The following is a 17121-nucleotide window of genomic DNA, read 5'->3' on the forward strand; positions in this document are numbered from 1 at the left end:
CATCGAGATATATAGTTTATTTATCACGCTGGATTATATAGTCCGCTAGCGCTTCCAGTGCCGAGGTATCCAGCGATTGCGCGGCCAGCTGATTCAGCGACTGGCGGGCATCGTCAATCAGATCCCGGGCTTTACGTTGGGCTTGCTCAAGACCCAGCAGGGCGGGGTAGGTACTTTTGCCAAGCTGCTGGTCCGCACCCTGACGTTTACCCAATGTTGCAGTATCGCCCACCACATCCAGAATGTCATCCTGAACCTGGAATGCCAGACCGATACTTTCTGCGTATCTGTCCAGAATCGGCAGGGCTTTGCGCCCTTGTTCGCCCGCGCTCAGCGCGCCAAGACGAACGGCTGAACGAATCAATGCCCCGGTTTTATGGCGATGAATACGCTCCAGCTGTTCCAGATTAACCTGACGTCCTTCCGCTTCAAGATCCAGCGCCTGTCCGCCGCACATGCCGGCCACGCCGCTGGCCATTGCAAGTTCGGAAATCATTGCCAGACGGTCACGGTCAGCCACTTCCGCCATTGGCGCATCGCTCAGAATCGAGAACGCCAGCGTCTGCAGGGCATCACCCGCCAGAATGGCATTCGCCTCGCCAAACTTGATATGGCAGGTCGGTTGACCCCGACGCAAGTCGTCGTCGTCCATGGCCGGGAGATCGTCGTGGATCAGCGAGTAGGCATGGATGCACTCAACGGCGGCTGCCGGGGCGTCCAGCGTGTTATCGCTGATGCCAAACATATTGCCTGTGGCGTACACCAGGAACGGGCGCAGGCGCTTTCCACCCAAGAGTGCGCCATAGTGCATGGCTTCAACCAGTGGAGTGTTCTGAAAAGGCTGTGGCGCAATAAAACGGCGCAGGGCGTCGTTGGCGCGTACGACACGCGCCTGAAGCTCGTTGGCAAAATCCATTTACTCGGCGTCCGGTGTGAAAGGCGTGGTTTTCGCCTCTTCGCTATCGGAAAGCAGGATCTGCACGCGCTGCTCGGCCTGCTGCAGCTTGACCTGCCCCTGGCGCGCCAGCTGCACGCCGCGCTCGAATTCGTTGAGTGCCTCTTCCAGCGGGAGATCGCCGCTCTCGAGGCGGGTAACAATTTGCTCCAGTTCACTCAGCGCAGTTTCAAAACTGGCCGGTGCGTCGTTCTTCTTCGGCATAGTGAATTGACTCTTATATTCTTCGCCCCGACATGGTAACGGACTCGGGCGGATAAGCAAATAACGCGCAATGTGCACAGGAGCAGCGCGATGGTGGTATACTTGCGCGCCTGGATGCAGCCACGGGTGTGGGCTGCTGTACTCTTTTCCATTACAAGCCTTAATACGCTTGCCTAAGAAACATTGCCGCCATGAAGTTTATCATTAAATTGTTCCCTGAAATCACCATCAAAAGCCAATCTGTGCGTTTGCGCTTTATTAAAATTCTCACCGGGAACATTCGTAACGTATTAAAGCACTACGACGAAACCCTCGCCGTGGTGCGCCACTGGGACCACGTTGAGGTCCGCGCCAAAGACGAAAACAAACGTCAGGATATTCGCGACGCGCTGACCCGTATTCCGGGGATCCACCATATTCTCGAAGTGGAAGATGTTCCGTTCAGCGATATGCACGACATTTTCGAGAAAGCGCTGGTCCAGTACCGCGACCAGATCGAAGGTAAAACCTTCTGCGTGCGCGTGAAGCGTCGCGGCAAGCACGAATTCAGCTCCATTGAAGTGGAACGTTACGTCGGCGGCGGTCTGAACCAGCACGTCGAGTCTGCTCGCGTGCGCCTGACCAACCCGGACGTGACCGTGAACCTGGAGATCGAAAACGATCGCCTGCTGCTGGTGAAAGGCCGCTATGAAGGCATCGGCGGTTTCCCGATCGGTACCCAGGAAGACGTATTGTCCCTGATCTCCGGCGGCTTCGACTCCGGCGTCTCCAGCTATATGCTGATGCGTCGCGGCTGCCGCGTGCACTACTGCTTCTTCAACCTGGGCGGCGCGGCGCACGAGATCGGCGTTCGTCAGGTGGCGCATTACCTGTGGAACCGCTTCGGCAGCTCCCACCGCGTGCGTTTCGTGGCAATTAATTTCGAACCTGTGGTCGGCGAGATTCTGGAGAAAGTGGACGACGGCCAGATGGGCGTCATCCTGAAGCGCATGATGGTGCGTGCCGCGTCCAAAGTGGCTGAACGCTACGGCGTGCAGGCGCTGGTCACCGGCGAAGCGCTGGGCCAGGTCTCCAGCCAGACGCTGACCAACCTGCGCCTGATCGACAACGTGTCTGATACGCTGATCCTGCGTCCGCTCATTTCCCACGATAAAGAGCACATCATCGATCTGGCTCGCGAAATCGGCACCGAAGATTTTGCCCGCACCATGCCGGAATACTGCGGCGTGATCTCAAAAAGCCCAACGGTGAAAGCGGTGAAGGCGAAGATCGAAGCGGAAGAAGAGAACTTCGATTTCAGCATTCTGGAAAAAGTGGTGGCGGAAGCGTCCAACATTGATATCCGCGAGATTGCCCATCAGACCGAGCAGGAAGTCGTTGAAGTTGAAACCGTGAGCGGTTTCGGCGCTAACGATGCGATTCTGGATATCCGCTCCATTGACGAGCAGGATGACAAGCCGCTGCAGGTTGACGGCGTCGAAGTGGTTTCTCTGCCGTTCTACAAGCTGAGCACGAAGTTTGGCGACCTCGACCAGAGCAAAACGTATCTGCTGTGGTGTGAGCGCGGGGTGATGAGCCGCCTGCAGGCGCTGTATCTGCGCGAGCAGGGCTTTGCAAATGTGAAGGTGTATCGCCCGTAGTTTCTCGCCCGGTGGCGCTTCGCTTACCGGGCCTACGGTACCGTGCATTTGTAGGCCGGGTAAGGCGTAGCCGCCACCCGGCTTTTTTTATGCACTACTCTTCATAGTAATTATAAATCCCCGCCGGCATCACCAGCGACGATGCCACTTCGTACGCTTTCTCGCGTCCGATCAGCAGATCAATAATCTTTAAGCCAAAATCAATCGCGGTGCCGGGCCCCTGGCTGGTCAGCAGGTTGACGCGCGGATCCCAGACGACGCGTTTATCCACCCAGTGCTCTTCCGGGATCGTATCCTTAAGCCCCGGGAAGCCGGTCATATTGCCTATCGGGAAAATGTCGTGCGGAATCAGAACCGTTCCGGCGGCGGCACAGATAGCCGCGACGATACGGCCGGATAAATGAAACTGACGCACGGTCTCGACCAGCAGCGGGCTGTCGCGAAAACATTCCGCGCCTTTTAAGCCGCCGGGCAGTACGATGATGTCGTAATCTCCATCAGCCACCTGAACAAGGGGGGCATCCGCGAGGATTTTCACCCCGCGTGAACAGGTGATTTCCAGATTGCCGTCGCTGGCGACGCTGGCGGTGGTGACCTTAATGCCGCCGCGCACCATCAAATCAATGGTGGTGACCGCTTCCATCTCTTCGCTACCAGGGGCGAGGCAGATCAGGGCTGACGCGCTCATATTCACTCTCCTTACGTTTAACCAGGTCATACAGACGGGCGTTTTCCGGCACCGCGATGCCGTGCGCGCGGGCGCGTTTTAGCAGATAGCCGGTGATGTAGTCGATCTCCGTGTGGCGTAATGCCCGAACATCCTGCAGCATCGAGGAGATGTTTTCTGCCGTACTCTCAATGACCTGCTCGACGTAGCAGCGTAAATCATCTGCCGAGGTATGCAGGCCTTCCCGCTCAACGACCGCCGCGACTTCCGCACACAACAGCGCAACGTCCTGCGGATGATTTTTCAGCTCTCCGTTCGGGCAATTCCACAGGGCCGTCAGCGGATTGATCACGCAGTTTACGGCCAGCTTGCGCCAGAGTTGAGGACGGATGTGGTTATGCCAGGCCACGTCCGGCAGCACCTTTTGAAGCACATCGGCCAGATAGCTGTAGTCGCCATCCTGTGTTCTGGCCGGGCCGATGTGCGTTACGCCGCTGGCGACATGCACGATGATGTTGCCGTCGCGACGTGCAGCGTGCGTGGTCGTCGCCATCAGCAGAGGCTGCGGAACGCTTTTCAGCTCGTCAAGGGTTCCCATGCCGTTATGCAGCAGCAGGATGGGCGAAGTGGGGGGGAGCTGGGCGGCCAGCATCTTGACCGCGTCTGAAACCTGCCACGCTTTGAGCGTCACCAGTAAAAGGTCGCTTTGCGCCAGGAAATCAGGATCGTTCGCGGTGAGGGATTCGTTAAAGATGCTTCCGTCTTCGCCAATCAGGTTTACACTGCAATAGGGCTGGGGCACGCGCAGCCAGCCCTGAACCTCATGTCCGTGCTTGCACAGCGCGGTCAGCCATAGCTGACCAAGGGCTCCACATCCGAGCACTGTAATTTTCATTGTTCCTCCTCACCTGCAACTGCGCCAGGTGTTACAGCTTAATTATACAGCTAAGCTTCTGTTGAGTTATGCCTCGTAGCGGGTATTATGCAACGCAACAAAAGTGAAGGGAGAAGAAAAGATGCCATCTTTCGATATTGTTTCCGAAGTTGATATCCAGGAAGTTCGCAACGGCGTTGAGAACGCAACCCGCGAAGTTGAGTCACGTTTCGATTTTCGTGGCGTTGAGGCGTCGTTTGAGCTGAACGACGCAAATAAGATCATTAAGGTGCTGAGCGAGTCTGATTTCCAGGTAAATCAGCTGCTCGACATTCTGCGCGCCAAGCTGTTAAAGCGCGGCATCGAAGGGACGTCTCTGGATGTGCCGGAAGAGTTTGTGCACAGCGGTAAGAACTGGTTTGTGGAAGCCAAACTGAAGCAGGGCATCGAGAGCGCGGTGCAGAAGAAGATTGTGAAGCTCATCAAAGACAGCAAGCTGAAGGTGCAGGCGCAGATCCAGGGCGAAGAGATTCGCGTCACCGGTAAGTCCCGCGACGACCTCCAGTCCGTGATGGCGCTGGTGCGCGGCGGCGATCTGGGACAGCCGTTCCAGTTTAAAAACTTCCGCGATTAATATAAAAAGCCCGGTTTAACCGGGCTTTTTTTTACGCCTTGAGCGCCTGCTCGACCTCGAAGCGGTTGGTCACCTTGCTGTCAATTTTGACGTAAGCGCTGCGCTCTTCGGGGACAATCAGCACCTCTGTAACCCCTTCTTTTTCTTCCAGACGCTGTTTCAGCGCATCGCTAATCTCCACATCATCCGGAATTTCTACGCGCAGGCTGCTCACGTAGCGCGGCTCCTTCATGGTGCCGGCGACCAGTAGCCAGACTGTCGCCAGCAGCGCCCCCGCGAGAAACACGGTTTGTGAATCAAACAGGCCGTCCACCCAGCCGCCAAGCGAGCCGCCGATCGCCACGCCGAGAAACTGGCTGGTGGAGTAAATGCCCATTGCCGTGCCTTTATAACCGGCGGGAGACTCTTTGCTGATCAGCGACGGCAGCAGGGCTTCCATCAGGTTAAAGGCCAGGAAGAACAGCTGCACGCCGGCAATCAGCTCCCAGAAGTGCGGACCGGCCCCCCAGAGCACGATCTCGGCAATCAGCAGGATCGCCACGCAGCCCACGAAGACGCGCTTCATTTTGCGCTTCACTTCGGCGTAGATGATGAACGGCACGACGGAGACAAACGAAATCAGCATCGTGACCAGATAGATTTTCCAGTGCTCTGCCGCCGGGAAACCGGCCGCGGCAAGCTGGCCGGGCAGGGCGACAAAGGTCGACATCAGCAGGATGTGCAGACACATAATGCCAAAATTCAGCTTCAACAGGCGCGGCTCAACAATTACTTTGCTGAAGCAGCCTTTGACCATCCCCGACTCACGGTTGAGGACGTGGTTTTTGCTGTCCGGAACCACCCACAGGGTTAAGGCAATACCGATGGTCGCCAGTACGGCAATCATCCAGAACAGGGCGTGCAGACCCAGCGTGTGGGTAATGATGGGGCCCAGCACCATCGCAATCGCAAAGGTAACGCCAAAGCTCACGCCAATAAACGCCATCGCTTTGGTGCGGTTTTGCTCGCGTGTTAAGTCTGACAGCAGCGCCATCACCGCGGCGGCAATCGCGCCGGAGCCCTGCAGGGCACGGCCGAGAATAATCCCCCAGATGGAGTGGGAGAGGGCGGCAATGATGCTTCCGAGCACAAAGACCAGCAGCCCGCCGACGATCAGTGGCTTGCGGCCCACCCGGTCAGAGAGCAGGCCAAAGGGGATCTGGAATACCGCCTGCGCCAGACCATAAATGCCAATGGCGAGTCCAATCAGCGCCTCGCTGGCCCCCTGCAGCGCCATACCGTACGTGGTCAGAACAGGCAGGACCATAAACATGCCAAGCATCCGTAGCGAGAAGACAGTCCCTAAGCCCCAGGTCGCGCGAAGCTCGCCTGGCGTCATTTTATAATCGTTCATTACCACCTCAGTTCAAAAGCAGGCCATAGTGTAGTGCGGGGAAGGGGCGGGGTAAATAAAGGGTTATTTAACAAATATTACATGCGTTATTAATAGATTCGATGAATAAAAAAGGGTGCCGAAGCACCCCTTTATTCACCTGTAGTGGCTTACCAGACGTAAGTCAACAGGTTGTGTGAATCTGGCACCATGAAGTCTACGGACATCATTACGGACAGCGAGGTGATGGCCACAATCGAGAACACAAACAGTTTGCGCGCCCAGACTTTGTCATCTTCCACTTTGTAACCGCGCAGCGCCATGCCGAGCCACCAGACGCTCACCGCAGCCGCTACCGCCAGATATTTGTATCCAGCGTAACCACCCAGAGAGAGCATCAGCGTTGCCACGGCAAAGGCGATGATGTACAGCGTGATGTGGTTCTTGGCAACCGAAATTCCTTTCACGACCGGCAGAACCGGGATGTTCGCTGCCTGATAATCCTTGAAGCGGAAAATCGCGATGGCATAGGAGTGCGGCATCTGCCACAGGCTAAAGATAGCCAGCAGGATCAGCGCACCGCTGTCGAACTCGTTCGTGACCGCGCAGTAGCCAATCACCGGCGGCGCAGCGCCGGAGAGAGAACCAATCAGCGTGCCGTAGACGGAGTGGCGTTTCATATACAGGCTGTAGACGCCCACATACACCACGAACCCCATCACCCCCAGCCAGCAGGCCAGCGGGTTAGCACCAAACCACAGCAGCATAAAGCCAGCAATACCCAGCAAGGTGGCGTACACCAGCGAGACGGAAGGGGCGATCAGGCCTTTCACCAGCACCCGATTTTTGGTCCTTTCCATCTTCTTGTCGATATCCATGTCGATGTAGTTGTTAAATACACAACCGGACGCAACAACCAGTGACACACCGACCAGCGTGTAGATAAAGAGGGTGTAATCAATGCTGCCTTTGGAGGCCAGCAGGAACCCTCCGATCACGGAGATCAGGTTGCCAAAGATGATGCCTGGTTTCGTTACTTGCAGGTATTGCTTAAACATACTCGCCGCTCTTAGTGAACCATCATGTTGTAGTTGAGGTTCCACATAATCCAGATGGAACCGACTACCAGGATAGCGATGATAATCACGGTAAAGATAAAGGCGGTCATATTCCAGCCTTCATCGGACTTGGTGTTCATGTGCAGGAAGCAAACCAGATGCACCAGAATCTGAATCACCGCGGTCACCAGGATTGCACCCAGAATAACCGGCTTAGACGCAGAACCGCTCATCACCATCCAGAACGGGATCACCGTCAGGATGATCGACAGGATGAAACCTGTCATGTAGGTTTTTACGCTGCCGTGGGAAGCGCCATGATCGTTAGAATGACTCATTACATCGCCCCCATCAGATAGACAACAGAGAACACACAGATCCACACCACGTCCAGGAAGTGCCAGAACAGGCTCAGGCACAGGATACGGGTACGGTTAGTACTGGTCAGGCCGCGACGGGAGATCTGGAACATCAGGACTGCCATCCAGATCAGACCGGAGGTCACGTGCAGACCGTGAGTGCCGACCAGCGCGAAGAACGCTGACAGGAAGCCACTACGATCCGGGCCGAAGCCTTCCATGATCAGGTGATGGAATTCATAGATTTCCATCCCGATAAATCCAGCACCAAACAACCAGGTCAACGCCAGCCAGGAAACAACCTGGCTCTTGTTGTTTTTGTACATGGCGATAGCCGCCATGCCGTAGGTGATGGAGCTGAATAACAGCAGTGCGGTTTCAACCAGAACGAACGGCAGTTCAAAGATGTCCTTGCCGGTCGGGCCGCCCGCCGTGCCGTTCACCAGAACGGCATAGGTCGCGAACAGACAGCAGAACAGAATGCAGTCGCTCATCAGGTAGATCCAGAAACCGAAGACTTTGGTCGGTCCTGTATCGTGGTGCGCATGTTCATGCGCGTGGGCAGTTGAGTGCGCCAGAGTATCAGTTGCCATTTTTCAGCCCCGCTTTAGAAATCTCGTCGAAATGCTGATTTTCCAGCTTCTCAACTTCACGGACTGGTACGTAGTAGTCCACGTCCTCGTCAAAGCTCTTCACAATCCAGCTGATTACGATGCCGGCGAAGCCAACAATCGCCATCCACCAGATGTGCCAGATCATTGCGAAACCAAATACCGTTGCGAAGGCGGCAATAACAATACCCGCACCGCTGTTTTTCGGCATGTGGATCTCTTCGTAATGAGCAGGTTGCTTGTACGCTTCACCTTTCTCTTTCATTTCCCAGAATGCGTCACGTTCATGAACCTGCGGCACAATGGCGAAGTTATAGAAAGGAGGTGGAGAAGAGGTCGCCCACTCCAGCGTACGGCCACCCCATGGGTCACCGGTCAGGTCACGGTTCTGGTCGCGGTCGCGAATAGACACGTAGAACTGAATCAGCTGAGACGCGATACCACATGCAATCAGCACTGCGCCGCCCGCTGCAACCATCAGCATTGGGTGGAACTGCGGATCGATCTGCTGGCTCAGACGACGGGTCATACCCATGAAGCCCAGCACGTACAGCGGCATAAATGCCACGAAGAAGCCGATGATCCAGAACCAGAACGCGCGTTTACCCCATTTTTCGTTCAGCGTGAAGCCGAACGCTTTTGGCCACCAGTAGGTTACGCCAGCGAAGCAGCCGAAGACCACGCCACCGATGATAACGTTATGGAAGTGCGCAATCAGGAACAGGCTGTTGTGCAGAACGAAGTCAGCACCTGGTACTGCCAGCAGTACGCCGGTCATCCCACCTACGGAGAAGGTTACGATGAAGCCGATGGTCCACAGCATTGCTGAGTGGAACACGATACGGCCCTGGTACATGGTGAACAGCCAGTTGAAGATCTTCACCCCGGTAGGGATGGCGATAATCATGGTGGTAATACCGAAGAAGGCGTTTACGTTCGCGCCCGCACCCATGGTGAAGAAGTGGTGCAGCCAAACGATGAACGACAGAACGGTAATACACACGGTTGCCCACACCAGAGAGGTGTAACCAAACAGACGTTTACGCGAGAAGGTTGCCGCGATTTCGGAGAACACACCGAACACAGGCAGAACCAGAATGTACACTTCCGGGTGACCCCAGGCCCAAATCAGGTTGATGTACATCATCATGTTGCCACCCATATCATTCGTGAAGAAATGGGTGCCCAGGTAGCGGTCCAGGGTCAGCAGCGCGATGGTGACGGTCAGAATTGGGAAGGAGGCAATAATCAGGATGTTGGCGCACAGAGATGCCCAGGTAAATACCGGCATCTTGAACATGGTCATGCCAGGGGCACGCATCTTGATAATGGTCACGAAGAAGTTGATACCGGTCAGGGTAGTACCGACACCGGAGAGCTGAAGCGCCCAAATCCAGTAGTCGACGCCAACGCCCGGACTGTACTCAATTCCTGACAGCGGTGGATAAGCCAGCCAGCCGGTCTGCGCGAATTCGCCGACACCCAGTGACAGGTTAACCAGGATAACGCCGACAACCGTGAACCAGAAGCTCAGGTTGTTCAGGAACGGGAACGCCACGTCGCGCGCGCCGATTTGCAGCGGAACGACAACGTTCATCAGACCGATAACCAGCGGCATCGCCACGAAGAAGATCATGATAACGCCGTGGGCGGTAAAGATCTGATCGTAGTGGTGCGGTGGCAGGAAGCCGGCTTCACCCGCAGAAGCGAGTGCCTGCTGGCTACGCATCATGATCGCATCCGCAAAGCCACGAATTAACATGACGATACCGACGATGCAGTACATGATACCGAGTTTTTTGTGGTCAACCGAAGTCAGCCACTCGTTCCACAGGTAGCTCCACTTACCGAAGTAAGTGATCAGGGCCAGTAAGGCCGCGCCACCAATGATAATTGCAGCCACCGTAACCACGATAATCGGTTCATGGTAGGGCACTGCATCCAGTGTCAATTTTCCGAACATTTTCTTCCTCGGCCCCTTAGTGAGCGGTTTCCGCGTGGCTCATGTCCATGCCTTCCATACCTTCGTGCGCGCTGTGCTCGCCTTCAGACTGGGTCATGTCCATGCTCTTGCCGTGATCCATAAATTTGCCAATAACGTCTTTGAACAAATCTGGTTTCACATTAGAGAAGTACTCCACCTTGTTGTATTCGCTTGGTGCAGCCACTTTTTCGAACGCCGCCATGTCAGACATGGTGTTTGGAGACTGCCTCGCTTTTTCAACCCACTGGTCGAAAGCGGCACGGTCTGGCGTTGCAATAGCTTTGAACTTCATACCTGAGAAGCCCGGGCCGCTATAGCTGGCGGAGATACCATCATAGGTGCCTGCTTCATTCGCGATCAGATGCAGATTGGTCTGCATACCGGCCATCGCGTAAATCTGGCTACCCAGACGTGGGATGAAGAAGGAGTTCATTACGGAGTTGGAGGTCACTTTGAACTGTACCGGAGTGTTCGCCGGGAAGGCGATTTCATTCACGGTAGCAATACCCTGCTCTGGATAGATGAAGAACCATTTCCAGTCCATGGAGACCACTTCAATGGTAATAGGTTTCTCATCGTGAACCAGCGGTTTGCTTGGCTCAAGTGCGTGAGTGGTTTTCCAGGTCAGTACGGCAAGGAACAGGATGATCAGAATAGGTACCGTCCAGACCACAGCTTCCACTTTATTGGAGTGTGACCAGTTAGGGCTATACTTCGCATCTTTATTGCTCGCACGATACTTCCAGGCGAAACCAACAGCCATCAAAATGGCAGGAATAACCACAATCAACATCAGGCCAAAAGCCGTCAATATCAGTGAACGTTGTTCCAGTCCAATCTGTCCTTTGGGGTCTAGTAGTGCAGAATCGCAGCCACTGAGTAATACAGTGCCCGCGAATAATGACAACCATCCCAAACTTTTATTGTATTTCCCGAGTCTCATTTAACGACCTCAATTCCACGGAGTCTGGTGGCGTTTAAAGTGTGCGGGCATTTTACGGGAAGGTTACATTACTGTAAACATCATTAGGCCTGTGTCAGGAAGGTGTTACCGGGTTCTGCCGCACGTGTCACAAGTGTTGCAAATTATGTCGGTTTTTATGACCGAAGCCGCATGGCATGGGCTTTATAACGAAAGGACCCCCAAGCATACCCTAAAAGGGACAATTGGTATAACCATTGTTGAAAATAAACAAAAAATTAACAATTAATTATCAATAAAAAGACATCTGAAAAACGAAAAATCAAACTCTCGTATGCTGAATCGTTTAATGAAAAATAGCGTTTTGGAACGGGAGCCAATAATTTCCAAATCCTATCCCGCACAAAACAACAAATATTTTTTTTAGTGGCTGGTGGCTATTTCGCCGTTATAATTTCAGTTAGTGATTACAACGGGAAATAACCTTTCGCATTTTTCTTCAGGTCATCTGCGTTTTACGCAACGCCATGAAATCAAGCAGACCTCCGATCAGGATCCCAGCGATAGCCAACAGGGCGCCTGCGTCCAGCAGAAGGGCTTCGAAAGGGAGTGCCAGAGAGGAACTAGCATTGATAATAAGCACCACAAGCCAGAGCGCCAGAGCAATGCAGCCCGCCATTAACAGACGTAACGCAAAACGGTAGGCGCGGCGATATTCGGTACGCGGCATAAAATGTTCTGTCCGCTGGGTATATTCCAGCGTCTGGCGGCAGACCAGCAGCAATAAAATTCCCGGCACGGCAGCCACGACCGAGAAGAGATAAAATGTTGGCCAGCCGTGGGCTTCCACAAACCAGCCAGCAATCGGGCCCACGTACACGCGGCCAACGGCGGAGAGCGCCGAGAGCAGAGCGAACTGCGTGGCGGAAAATGACTTGTTGCACAGCGTCATCAGCAGGGCGACAAACGCCGCGGTCCCCATGCCGCCGCAGAGGTTTTCGAAGAATACCGCCGCGGCCATGCTAATCATATGTTTGTCGGTAATCGACAGCAGCCAGTAGCCTGCGTTAGAGGCGCCCTGAAGGATGCCGAAAATCAGCAGCGCGCGGAACAGCGTCAGGCGCTGCATCAACACGCCGCCATACAGTGCGCCGACAATGGTCGCAAACAGCCCCAGCGTTTTATTCACCACGCCCACTTCACCGGCGTCAAAACCGACACCCCTGATAAGGAAGGTGGTGGTCAGGCTCATGGCAAAAGCGTCACCCAGCTTATAAAGAACGATAAGCAGCAGGATCAGCCAGGCGTTGTTGCGGCCAAAGAAGTCGCGTAGCGGTTCGGCGACGGCCTGCTCCAGTGAGCGGGGAACCGGGATGACATCACTCGGTTCTGGCGCTAATAGCGTCGCGATAATGCACGGGATCAACAGAGCAGCCATCAGCCAGTACATGCCCTGCCAGCCAAGGTAACGGTCTGCCAGCCACAGCGCCAGACCGCCGGAGACCAGCATCCCGAGGCGATAGCCCAGCACGCTGATTGCCGCCCCGGCGCCGCGCTCTTCCGCAGGTAACACGTCCGTCTTCCAGGCGTCGAACACGATATCCTGAGAGGCGGAACAGAAGGCAATCACCACCGCAAGCGCCGCCATCCAGCGAAGCTGTGTGGTAGGTTCAAGAAAACCCATCGCCGCAATGGCCAGCAGCAGCAGGATCTGCGTCATCACTAACCAGCCGCGCCGACGCCCCAGGAAAGGCGGCGTATAGCGATCCATGACCGGAGACCACAGGAACTTAAAGACATAGGCCTGGCCCACAAGCGAGAAGAAACCAATGGTTTTAAGATCGATGTTCTCAACCGTCATCCAGGCCTGAAGCGTGCCGGAAGTGAGTGCGAGGGGTAAACCCGAGGCGAAGCCGAGGATCAGCAGGATAGCTGATTTCGGTTGCTGGAAAATGCGTAAGTAATGGCTGGACATGTCTTTATAAAACTGACCCGGTGATACACCGGGTCAGCGAGCGGGATTAACGCGCGTTTTGCTTGATGAAGTCGTGAATGCTGGTGTCCTGCGCCATATCGGCGATGGTGTCGGTCAGCACGCTGTTAACGGCGTTAGCGATGTTCTGGTTGGAGGCCTGGAACGCACCTTCAACAGAATAGCTGGCGCGGTAGTTTTTGGTCATCTTGTTGCCATTCTTCGCGGTGGCAATGATGGCGATATCCGCTTTGGTCGCGATGTTGTAGCGCACGTTGCCCTGAGACACGTCAGCGTACAGGTTATTCACGATGATCTGCAGATCGACAGCGCCGCTTGGGCCAATCATGTAGCCGCGAGCGGTCATCTGCTTCTCCAGAACTTCCTGGAGCAGGAAGCGCAGGTCGCGGGACGCGGTGAGGGTAACCTGCTGGTTATCGCGGGTCACTTTTGCCAGCGCCTGGTCCTGACGCTGATCGGCACCGTTAATGCTTACGGTGACGCCCATCAGGCTTGGGTCCTGCTGAGGCAGAGTGATTTTTGGTGAGACATCAATAGTGGTAGGCGGGGTAGCACAGCCTGCCAGCATAAAAAGGGCTACCAACGGAAAGAAGAGTTTTTTTAACATTTTCGGGTTCTCAACGAATCGTAAGCATATAAAGAGAAAAATTGCCGCCATCATAACATCGCTAACGGCGAGGGGAAGTGGTCAACGCATGTAAATTCATCGCCTTGTCCGAAAACTGACCAGTTCACCGTTTTTCCCAATCCGTGTATGACAAAACGTATGAGTCTCACAGTGAACTTCATTCGTTTGAATGAGAAAATCAGACGAAAGCTAAATATTTGTTGTCAAGGTGTAATGGAAACGGTAAAAGCGGCTAACATTTAAAGGGATGGGTGACATCCTGGCGTTGTCGGAGGAGTAATTTCATGATGATACGTGAGCATATAGAAGATAAATTAAGGGCAGCGTTCAACCCTGTGTTCCTCGAAGTCGTCGACGAAAGCTATCGTCATAACGTACCGGCAGGTTCTGAAAGCCACTTTAAAGTGGTTCTGGTTAGCGATCGCTTCACGGGAGAACGTTTCCTGAATCGACACCGCTTGATCTACAGCACCTTAACGGAAGAACTCTCCACGACCGTGCATGCGCTGGCATTGCATACCTACACCATTAAGGAATGGGAAGGCCTGCAGGATACGGTTTTCGCATCGCCGCCCTGTCGCGGTGCAGGCACTATCGCCTGATAAATCGGATTTGCAACGGCTGGAGCTTTTCCAGTATGTTGCTTACAGATTTCCTCAAAACGGCCCCCGGGCCGTTTTGTTTTGTCTACGTTTTGAGCGAATGGTGCGATTTTAAGGCTAAAAATAGCCTTAAAGTGTGAAAAAAGCCGCAGCAACATGCCCCAACCGTTCTCGACTCACCTAAGTGATGCCGCTATAATGCCGCGTCTTATTGAATGTCTTCGGGATGATTCTGGCGACAGGGAATGTGAATCTGCACTAAGAGAGCATCCCGGTATAACAGACAGATTCAGAGTTGACCGAGCACTGTGATTTTTTTGAGGTAACAAGATGCAAGTTTCAGTTGAAACCACTCAAGGCCTTGGCCGCCGTGTAACGATTACTATCGCTGCTGACAGCATCGAAACTGCTGTGAAAAGCGAGCTGGTCAACGTAGCAAAAAAAGTACGTATTGACGGCTTCCGCAAGGGCAAAGTACCAATGAATGTTGTTGCTCAGCGTTATGGCGCCTCCGTGCGTCAGGATGTGCTGGGTGAACTGATGAGCCGTAACTTTATTGATGCGATCATCAAAGAAAAAATCAATCCGGCCGGCGCGCCTAACTACGTTCCAGGCGAATACAAACTGGGCGAAGACTTCACCTACTCCGTAGAGTTCGAAGTGTACCCGGAAGTTGAGCTGAAAGGTCTGGAATCTATCGAAGTTGAAAAACCAGTTGTTTCCGTGACTGACGAAGACGTTGACGGCATGCTGGATACCCTGCGCAAGCAGCAGGCGAACTGGAAAGAGAAAGAAGGCGCTGTTGACGCTGAAGACCGTGTCACCATCGACTTCACCGGTTCTGTAGACGGCGAAGAGTTCGAAGGCGGTAAAGCGTCTGACTTCGTACTGGCAATGGGCCAGGGTCGTATGATCCCAGGCTTCGAAGACGGTATCAAAGGCCACAAGGCTGGCGAAGAGTTCACCATCGACGTGACCTTCCCGGAAGAGTACCACGCTGAAAACCTGAAAGGTAAAGCAGCTAAGTTCGCTATCAACCTGAAGAAAGTTGAAGAGCGTGAACTGCCAGAGCTGACTGAAGAATTCATCAAGCGTTTCGGCGTGGAAGATGGTTCCGTAGCGGGTCTGCGTACCGAAGTGCGTAAAAACATGGAACGCGAGCTGAACGGTGCTGTGCGCAACCGTGTGAAGTCTCAGGCGATCGAAGGTCTGGTGAAAGCCAACGAAATCGACGTTCCTGCTGCCCTGATCGACAGCGAAATCGACGTTCTGCGCCGTCAGGCTGCACAGCGTTTCGGTGGCAACCAGCAGCAAGCGATGGAACTGCCGCGTGAGCTGTTCGAAGAGCAAGCGAAACGTCGCGTTGTCGTTGGCCTGCTGCTGGGCGAAGTGATTCGTACCCACGAGCTGAAAGCTGACGAAGAGCGTGTGAAAGGCCTGATCGAAGAGATGGCTTCTGCATACGAAGATCCATCAGAAGTGATCGAGTTCTACGGTAAGAACAAAGAGCTGATGGACAACATGCGCAACGTAGCCCTGGAAGAGCAGGCGGTTGAAGCGGTACTGGCGAAAGCGAAAGTGACCGAAAAAGCGACCTCTTTCAACGAACTGATGAACCAGCAGGCGTAATTTCGCCCCAACGGTTTAAAGTTTGAACAGAAAACCCGTTGCCTTGCGGCAGCGGGTTTTTTTTATCGCAGCCAGAGCCCAGGAAGAGTGCTAAAACGCCCTTTCGGTGTTAGCGTAACAACAAAAGGTTGTTATGCTTGAAATAGGGCACTGTAAACCCCATAAGTACGTAATCACGATGAATGAGACTGGCTGATAATCCGTCCGTAAGGTTACAATCAGTACAGCAGGTGTTTTCAATTTTGATCCAGGAGACGGAAATGTCATACAGTGGCGAACGAGATAACTTTGCACCCCATATGGCTCTGGTGCCAATGGTTATTGAACAGACCTCACGTGGTGAGCGTTCTTTTGATATCTATTCCCGTCTGCTCAAGGAACGCGTTATCTTTCTGACCGGCCAGGTGGAAGACCACATGGCTAACCTGATCGTGGCGCAGATGCTGTTTCTGGAAGCGGAAAATCCGGAAAAAGACATTTACCTGTACATCAACTCCCCAGGTGGCGTGATTACAGCAGGGATGTCTATTTATGACACCATGCAATTCATCAAGCCTGATGTAAGCACTATCTGTATGGGTCAGGCTGCATCGATGGGCGCGTTCCTGTTAACCGCAGGGGCGAAGGGTAAGCGTTTCTGCTTGCCAAATTCCCGCGTGATGATTCACCAGCCGCTGGGCGGTTACCAGGGGCAGGCGACGGATATCGAAATCCACGCCCGCGAAATTCTGAAAGTAAAAGCGCGCATGAATGAACTTATGGCGCAGCATACGGGTCAACCACTCGAGCAGATCGAGCGCGATACCGAGCGCGATCGCTTCCTCTCTGCTCCAGAGGCAGTTGAGTACGGCTTAGTCGACTCCGTGTTGACCCATCGTAATTGATGCCCGCGACGCGAGTGTGCCGCTATACTAATGTAGGGCGGCACGCTGCTAACTGCAGCTTGCGTCTTAGAATGGCATTTGCGTCGTCATGTGCGGCACAAAGAA

The 17121-nt window shown here is 54.1% G+C and carries 17 protein-coding genes; 5 read left to right on the forward strand and 12 right to left on the reverse strand.

The annotated features are described in order from the left end of the window. Positions 1-16 precede the first annotated feature (16 nt). The gene (ispA, locus tag V1587_RS07295) at positions 17-916 is read right to left on the reverse strand and encodes a (2E,6E)-farnesyl diphosphate synthase (protein WP_045909784.1); all 900 of its coding nucleotides are present in this window, start codon (positions 914-916) and stop codon (positions 17-19) included. Beyond that, positions 917-1159 carry an exodeoxyribonuclease VII small subunit gene (gene xseB / locus V1587_RS07300; protein WP_045909783.1) on the reverse strand — a complete coding sequence of 81 codons (243 nt, stop codon included), beginning with the start codon at positions 1157-1159 and terminating at the stop codon, positions 917-919. Between the two features lie 191 nt (positions 1160-1350). On the opposite strand from xseB, the gene thiI reads away from it, so the two are divergent. Further along, positions 1351-2799, forward strand: a complete 1449-nt coding sequence (gene thiI / locus V1587_RS07305; RefSeq protein WP_371898752.1) for a tRNA uracil 4-sulfurtransferase ThiI — start codon at positions 1351-1353, stop codon at positions 2797-2799. A gap of 94 nt (positions 2800-2893) precedes the next feature. Here the strand turns inward: thiI and yajL are convergent, their stop codons facing one another. Beyond that, on the reverse strand, positions 2894-3487 hold the full coding sequence (gene yajL, locus V1587_RS07310) for a protein deglycase YajL (RefSeq protein ID WP_371898753.1): 594 nt from the start codon (positions 3485-3487) through the stop codon (positions 2894-2896). Further along, positions 3450-4361, reverse strand: coding sequence for a 2-dehydropantoate 2-reductase (gene panE, locus V1587_RS07315; protein ID WP_371898754.1), 912 nt, complete (start codon positions 4359-4361; stop codon positions 3450-3452). Before panE ends, yajL begins: the two co-directional genes overlap by 38 nt. 121 nt (positions 4362-4482) lie before the next feature. On the opposite strand from panE, the gene V1587_RS07320 reads away from it, so the two are divergent. After that, positions 4483-4974, forward strand: a complete 492-nt coding sequence (locus V1587_RS07320; protein WP_395314548.1) for a YajQ family cyclic di-GMP-binding protein — start codon at positions 4483-4485, stop codon at positions 4972-4974. A 31-nt stretch (positions 4975-5005) separates the two neighbouring features. Here V1587_RS07320 and V1587_RS07325 read toward each other — a convergent pair whose 3' ends face one another. The 8 genes from V1587_RS07325 to V1587_RS07360 form a co-directional block, all read right to left on the reverse strand. Then, the gene (locus V1587_RS07325) at positions 5006-6367 is read right to left on the reverse strand and encodes an MFS transporter (protein ID WP_371898755.1); all 1362 of its coding nucleotides are present in this window, start codon (positions 6365-6367) and stop codon (positions 5006-5008) included. 149 nt (positions 6368-6516) lie between these two features. Continuing rightward, positions 6517-7404, reverse strand: coding sequence for a heme o synthase (cyoE, locus tag V1587_RS07330; RefSeq protein ID WP_013095848.1), 888 nt, complete (start codon positions 7402-7404; stop codon positions 6517-6519). Positions 7405-7415: 11 nt separating this feature from the next. Continuing rightward, the gene (locus tag V1587_RS07335) at positions 7416-7742 is read right to left on the reverse strand and encodes a cytochrome o ubiquinol oxidase subunit IV (RefSeq protein ID WP_006176899.1); all 327 of its coding nucleotides are present in this window, start codon (positions 7740-7742) and stop codon (positions 7416-7418) included. Next, positions 7742-8356, reverse strand: coding sequence for a cytochrome o ubiquinol oxidase subunit III (locus tag V1587_RS07340; protein ID WP_008503324.1), 615 nt, complete (start codon positions 8354-8356; stop codon positions 7742-7744). The genes V1587_RS07335 and V1587_RS07340 overlap by 1 nt, the downstream gene beginning before the upstream one ends. Further along, a complete protein-coding gene (gene cyoB / locus V1587_RS07345) occupies positions 8346-10337 on the reverse strand; it encodes a cytochrome o ubiquinol oxidase subunit I (RefSeq protein ID WP_014168864.1) in 1992 nt (663 codons plus the stop codon). The genes V1587_RS07340 and cyoB overlap by 11 nt, the downstream gene beginning before the upstream one ends. Before the next feature lie 16 nt (positions 10338-10353). After that, positions 10354-11301, reverse strand: coding sequence for a cytochrome o ubiquinol oxidase subunit II (gene cyoA, locus V1587_RS07350; RefSeq protein WP_371898756.1), 948 nt, complete (start codon positions 11299-11301; stop codon positions 10354-10356). 478 nt (positions 11302-11779) lie between these two features. Then, a complete protein-coding gene (ampG, locus tag V1587_RS07355) occupies positions 11780-13255 on the reverse strand; it encodes a muropeptide MFS transporter AmpG (RefSeq protein WP_371898757.1) in 1476 nt (491 codons plus the stop codon). Between the two features lie 46 nt (positions 13256-13301). After that, complete coding sequence (locus V1587_RS07360; RefSeq protein ID WP_023310568.1) at positions 13302-13880, reverse strand: lipoprotein; 579 nt, start codon at positions 13878-13880, stop codon at positions 13302-13304. Between the two features lie 305 nt (positions 13881-14185). Here V1587_RS07360 and bolA point away from each other — a divergent pair, with 305 nt between their 5' ends. The 3 genes from bolA to clpP all read left to right on the forward strand — a co-directional run bounded on the left by bolA (position 14186) and on the right by clpP (position 17016). Continuing rightward, on the forward strand, positions 14186-14503 hold the full coding sequence (gene bolA / locus V1587_RS07365; protein WP_021241655.1) for a transcriptional regulator BolA: 318 nt from the start codon (positions 14186-14188) through the stop codon (positions 14501-14503). Between the two features lie 330 nt (positions 14504-14833). Beyond that, on the forward strand, positions 14834-16132 hold the full coding sequence (gene tig, locus V1587_RS07370) for a trigger factor (protein ID WP_023310569.1): 1299 nt from the start codon (positions 14834-14836) through the stop codon (positions 16130-16132). A gap of 260 nt (positions 16133-16392) precedes the next feature. Continuing rightward, the gene (gene clpP, locus V1587_RS07375) at positions 16393-17016 is read left to right on the forward strand and encodes an ATP-dependent Clp endopeptidase proteolytic subunit ClpP (RefSeq protein WP_010428105.1); all 624 of its coding nucleotides are present in this window, start codon (positions 16393-16395) and stop codon (positions 17014-17016) included. The last annotated feature ends 105 nt before the right edge of the window (positions 17017-17121 follow it).

The sequence above is a fragment of the Enterobacter sp. ECC-249 genome (assembly GCF_043965265.1).
In the GTDB taxonomy this organism is placed as follows: Bacteria; Pseudomonadota; Gammaproteobacteria; order Enterobacterales; family Enterobacteriaceae; genus Enterobacter; species Enterobacter quasiroggenkampii.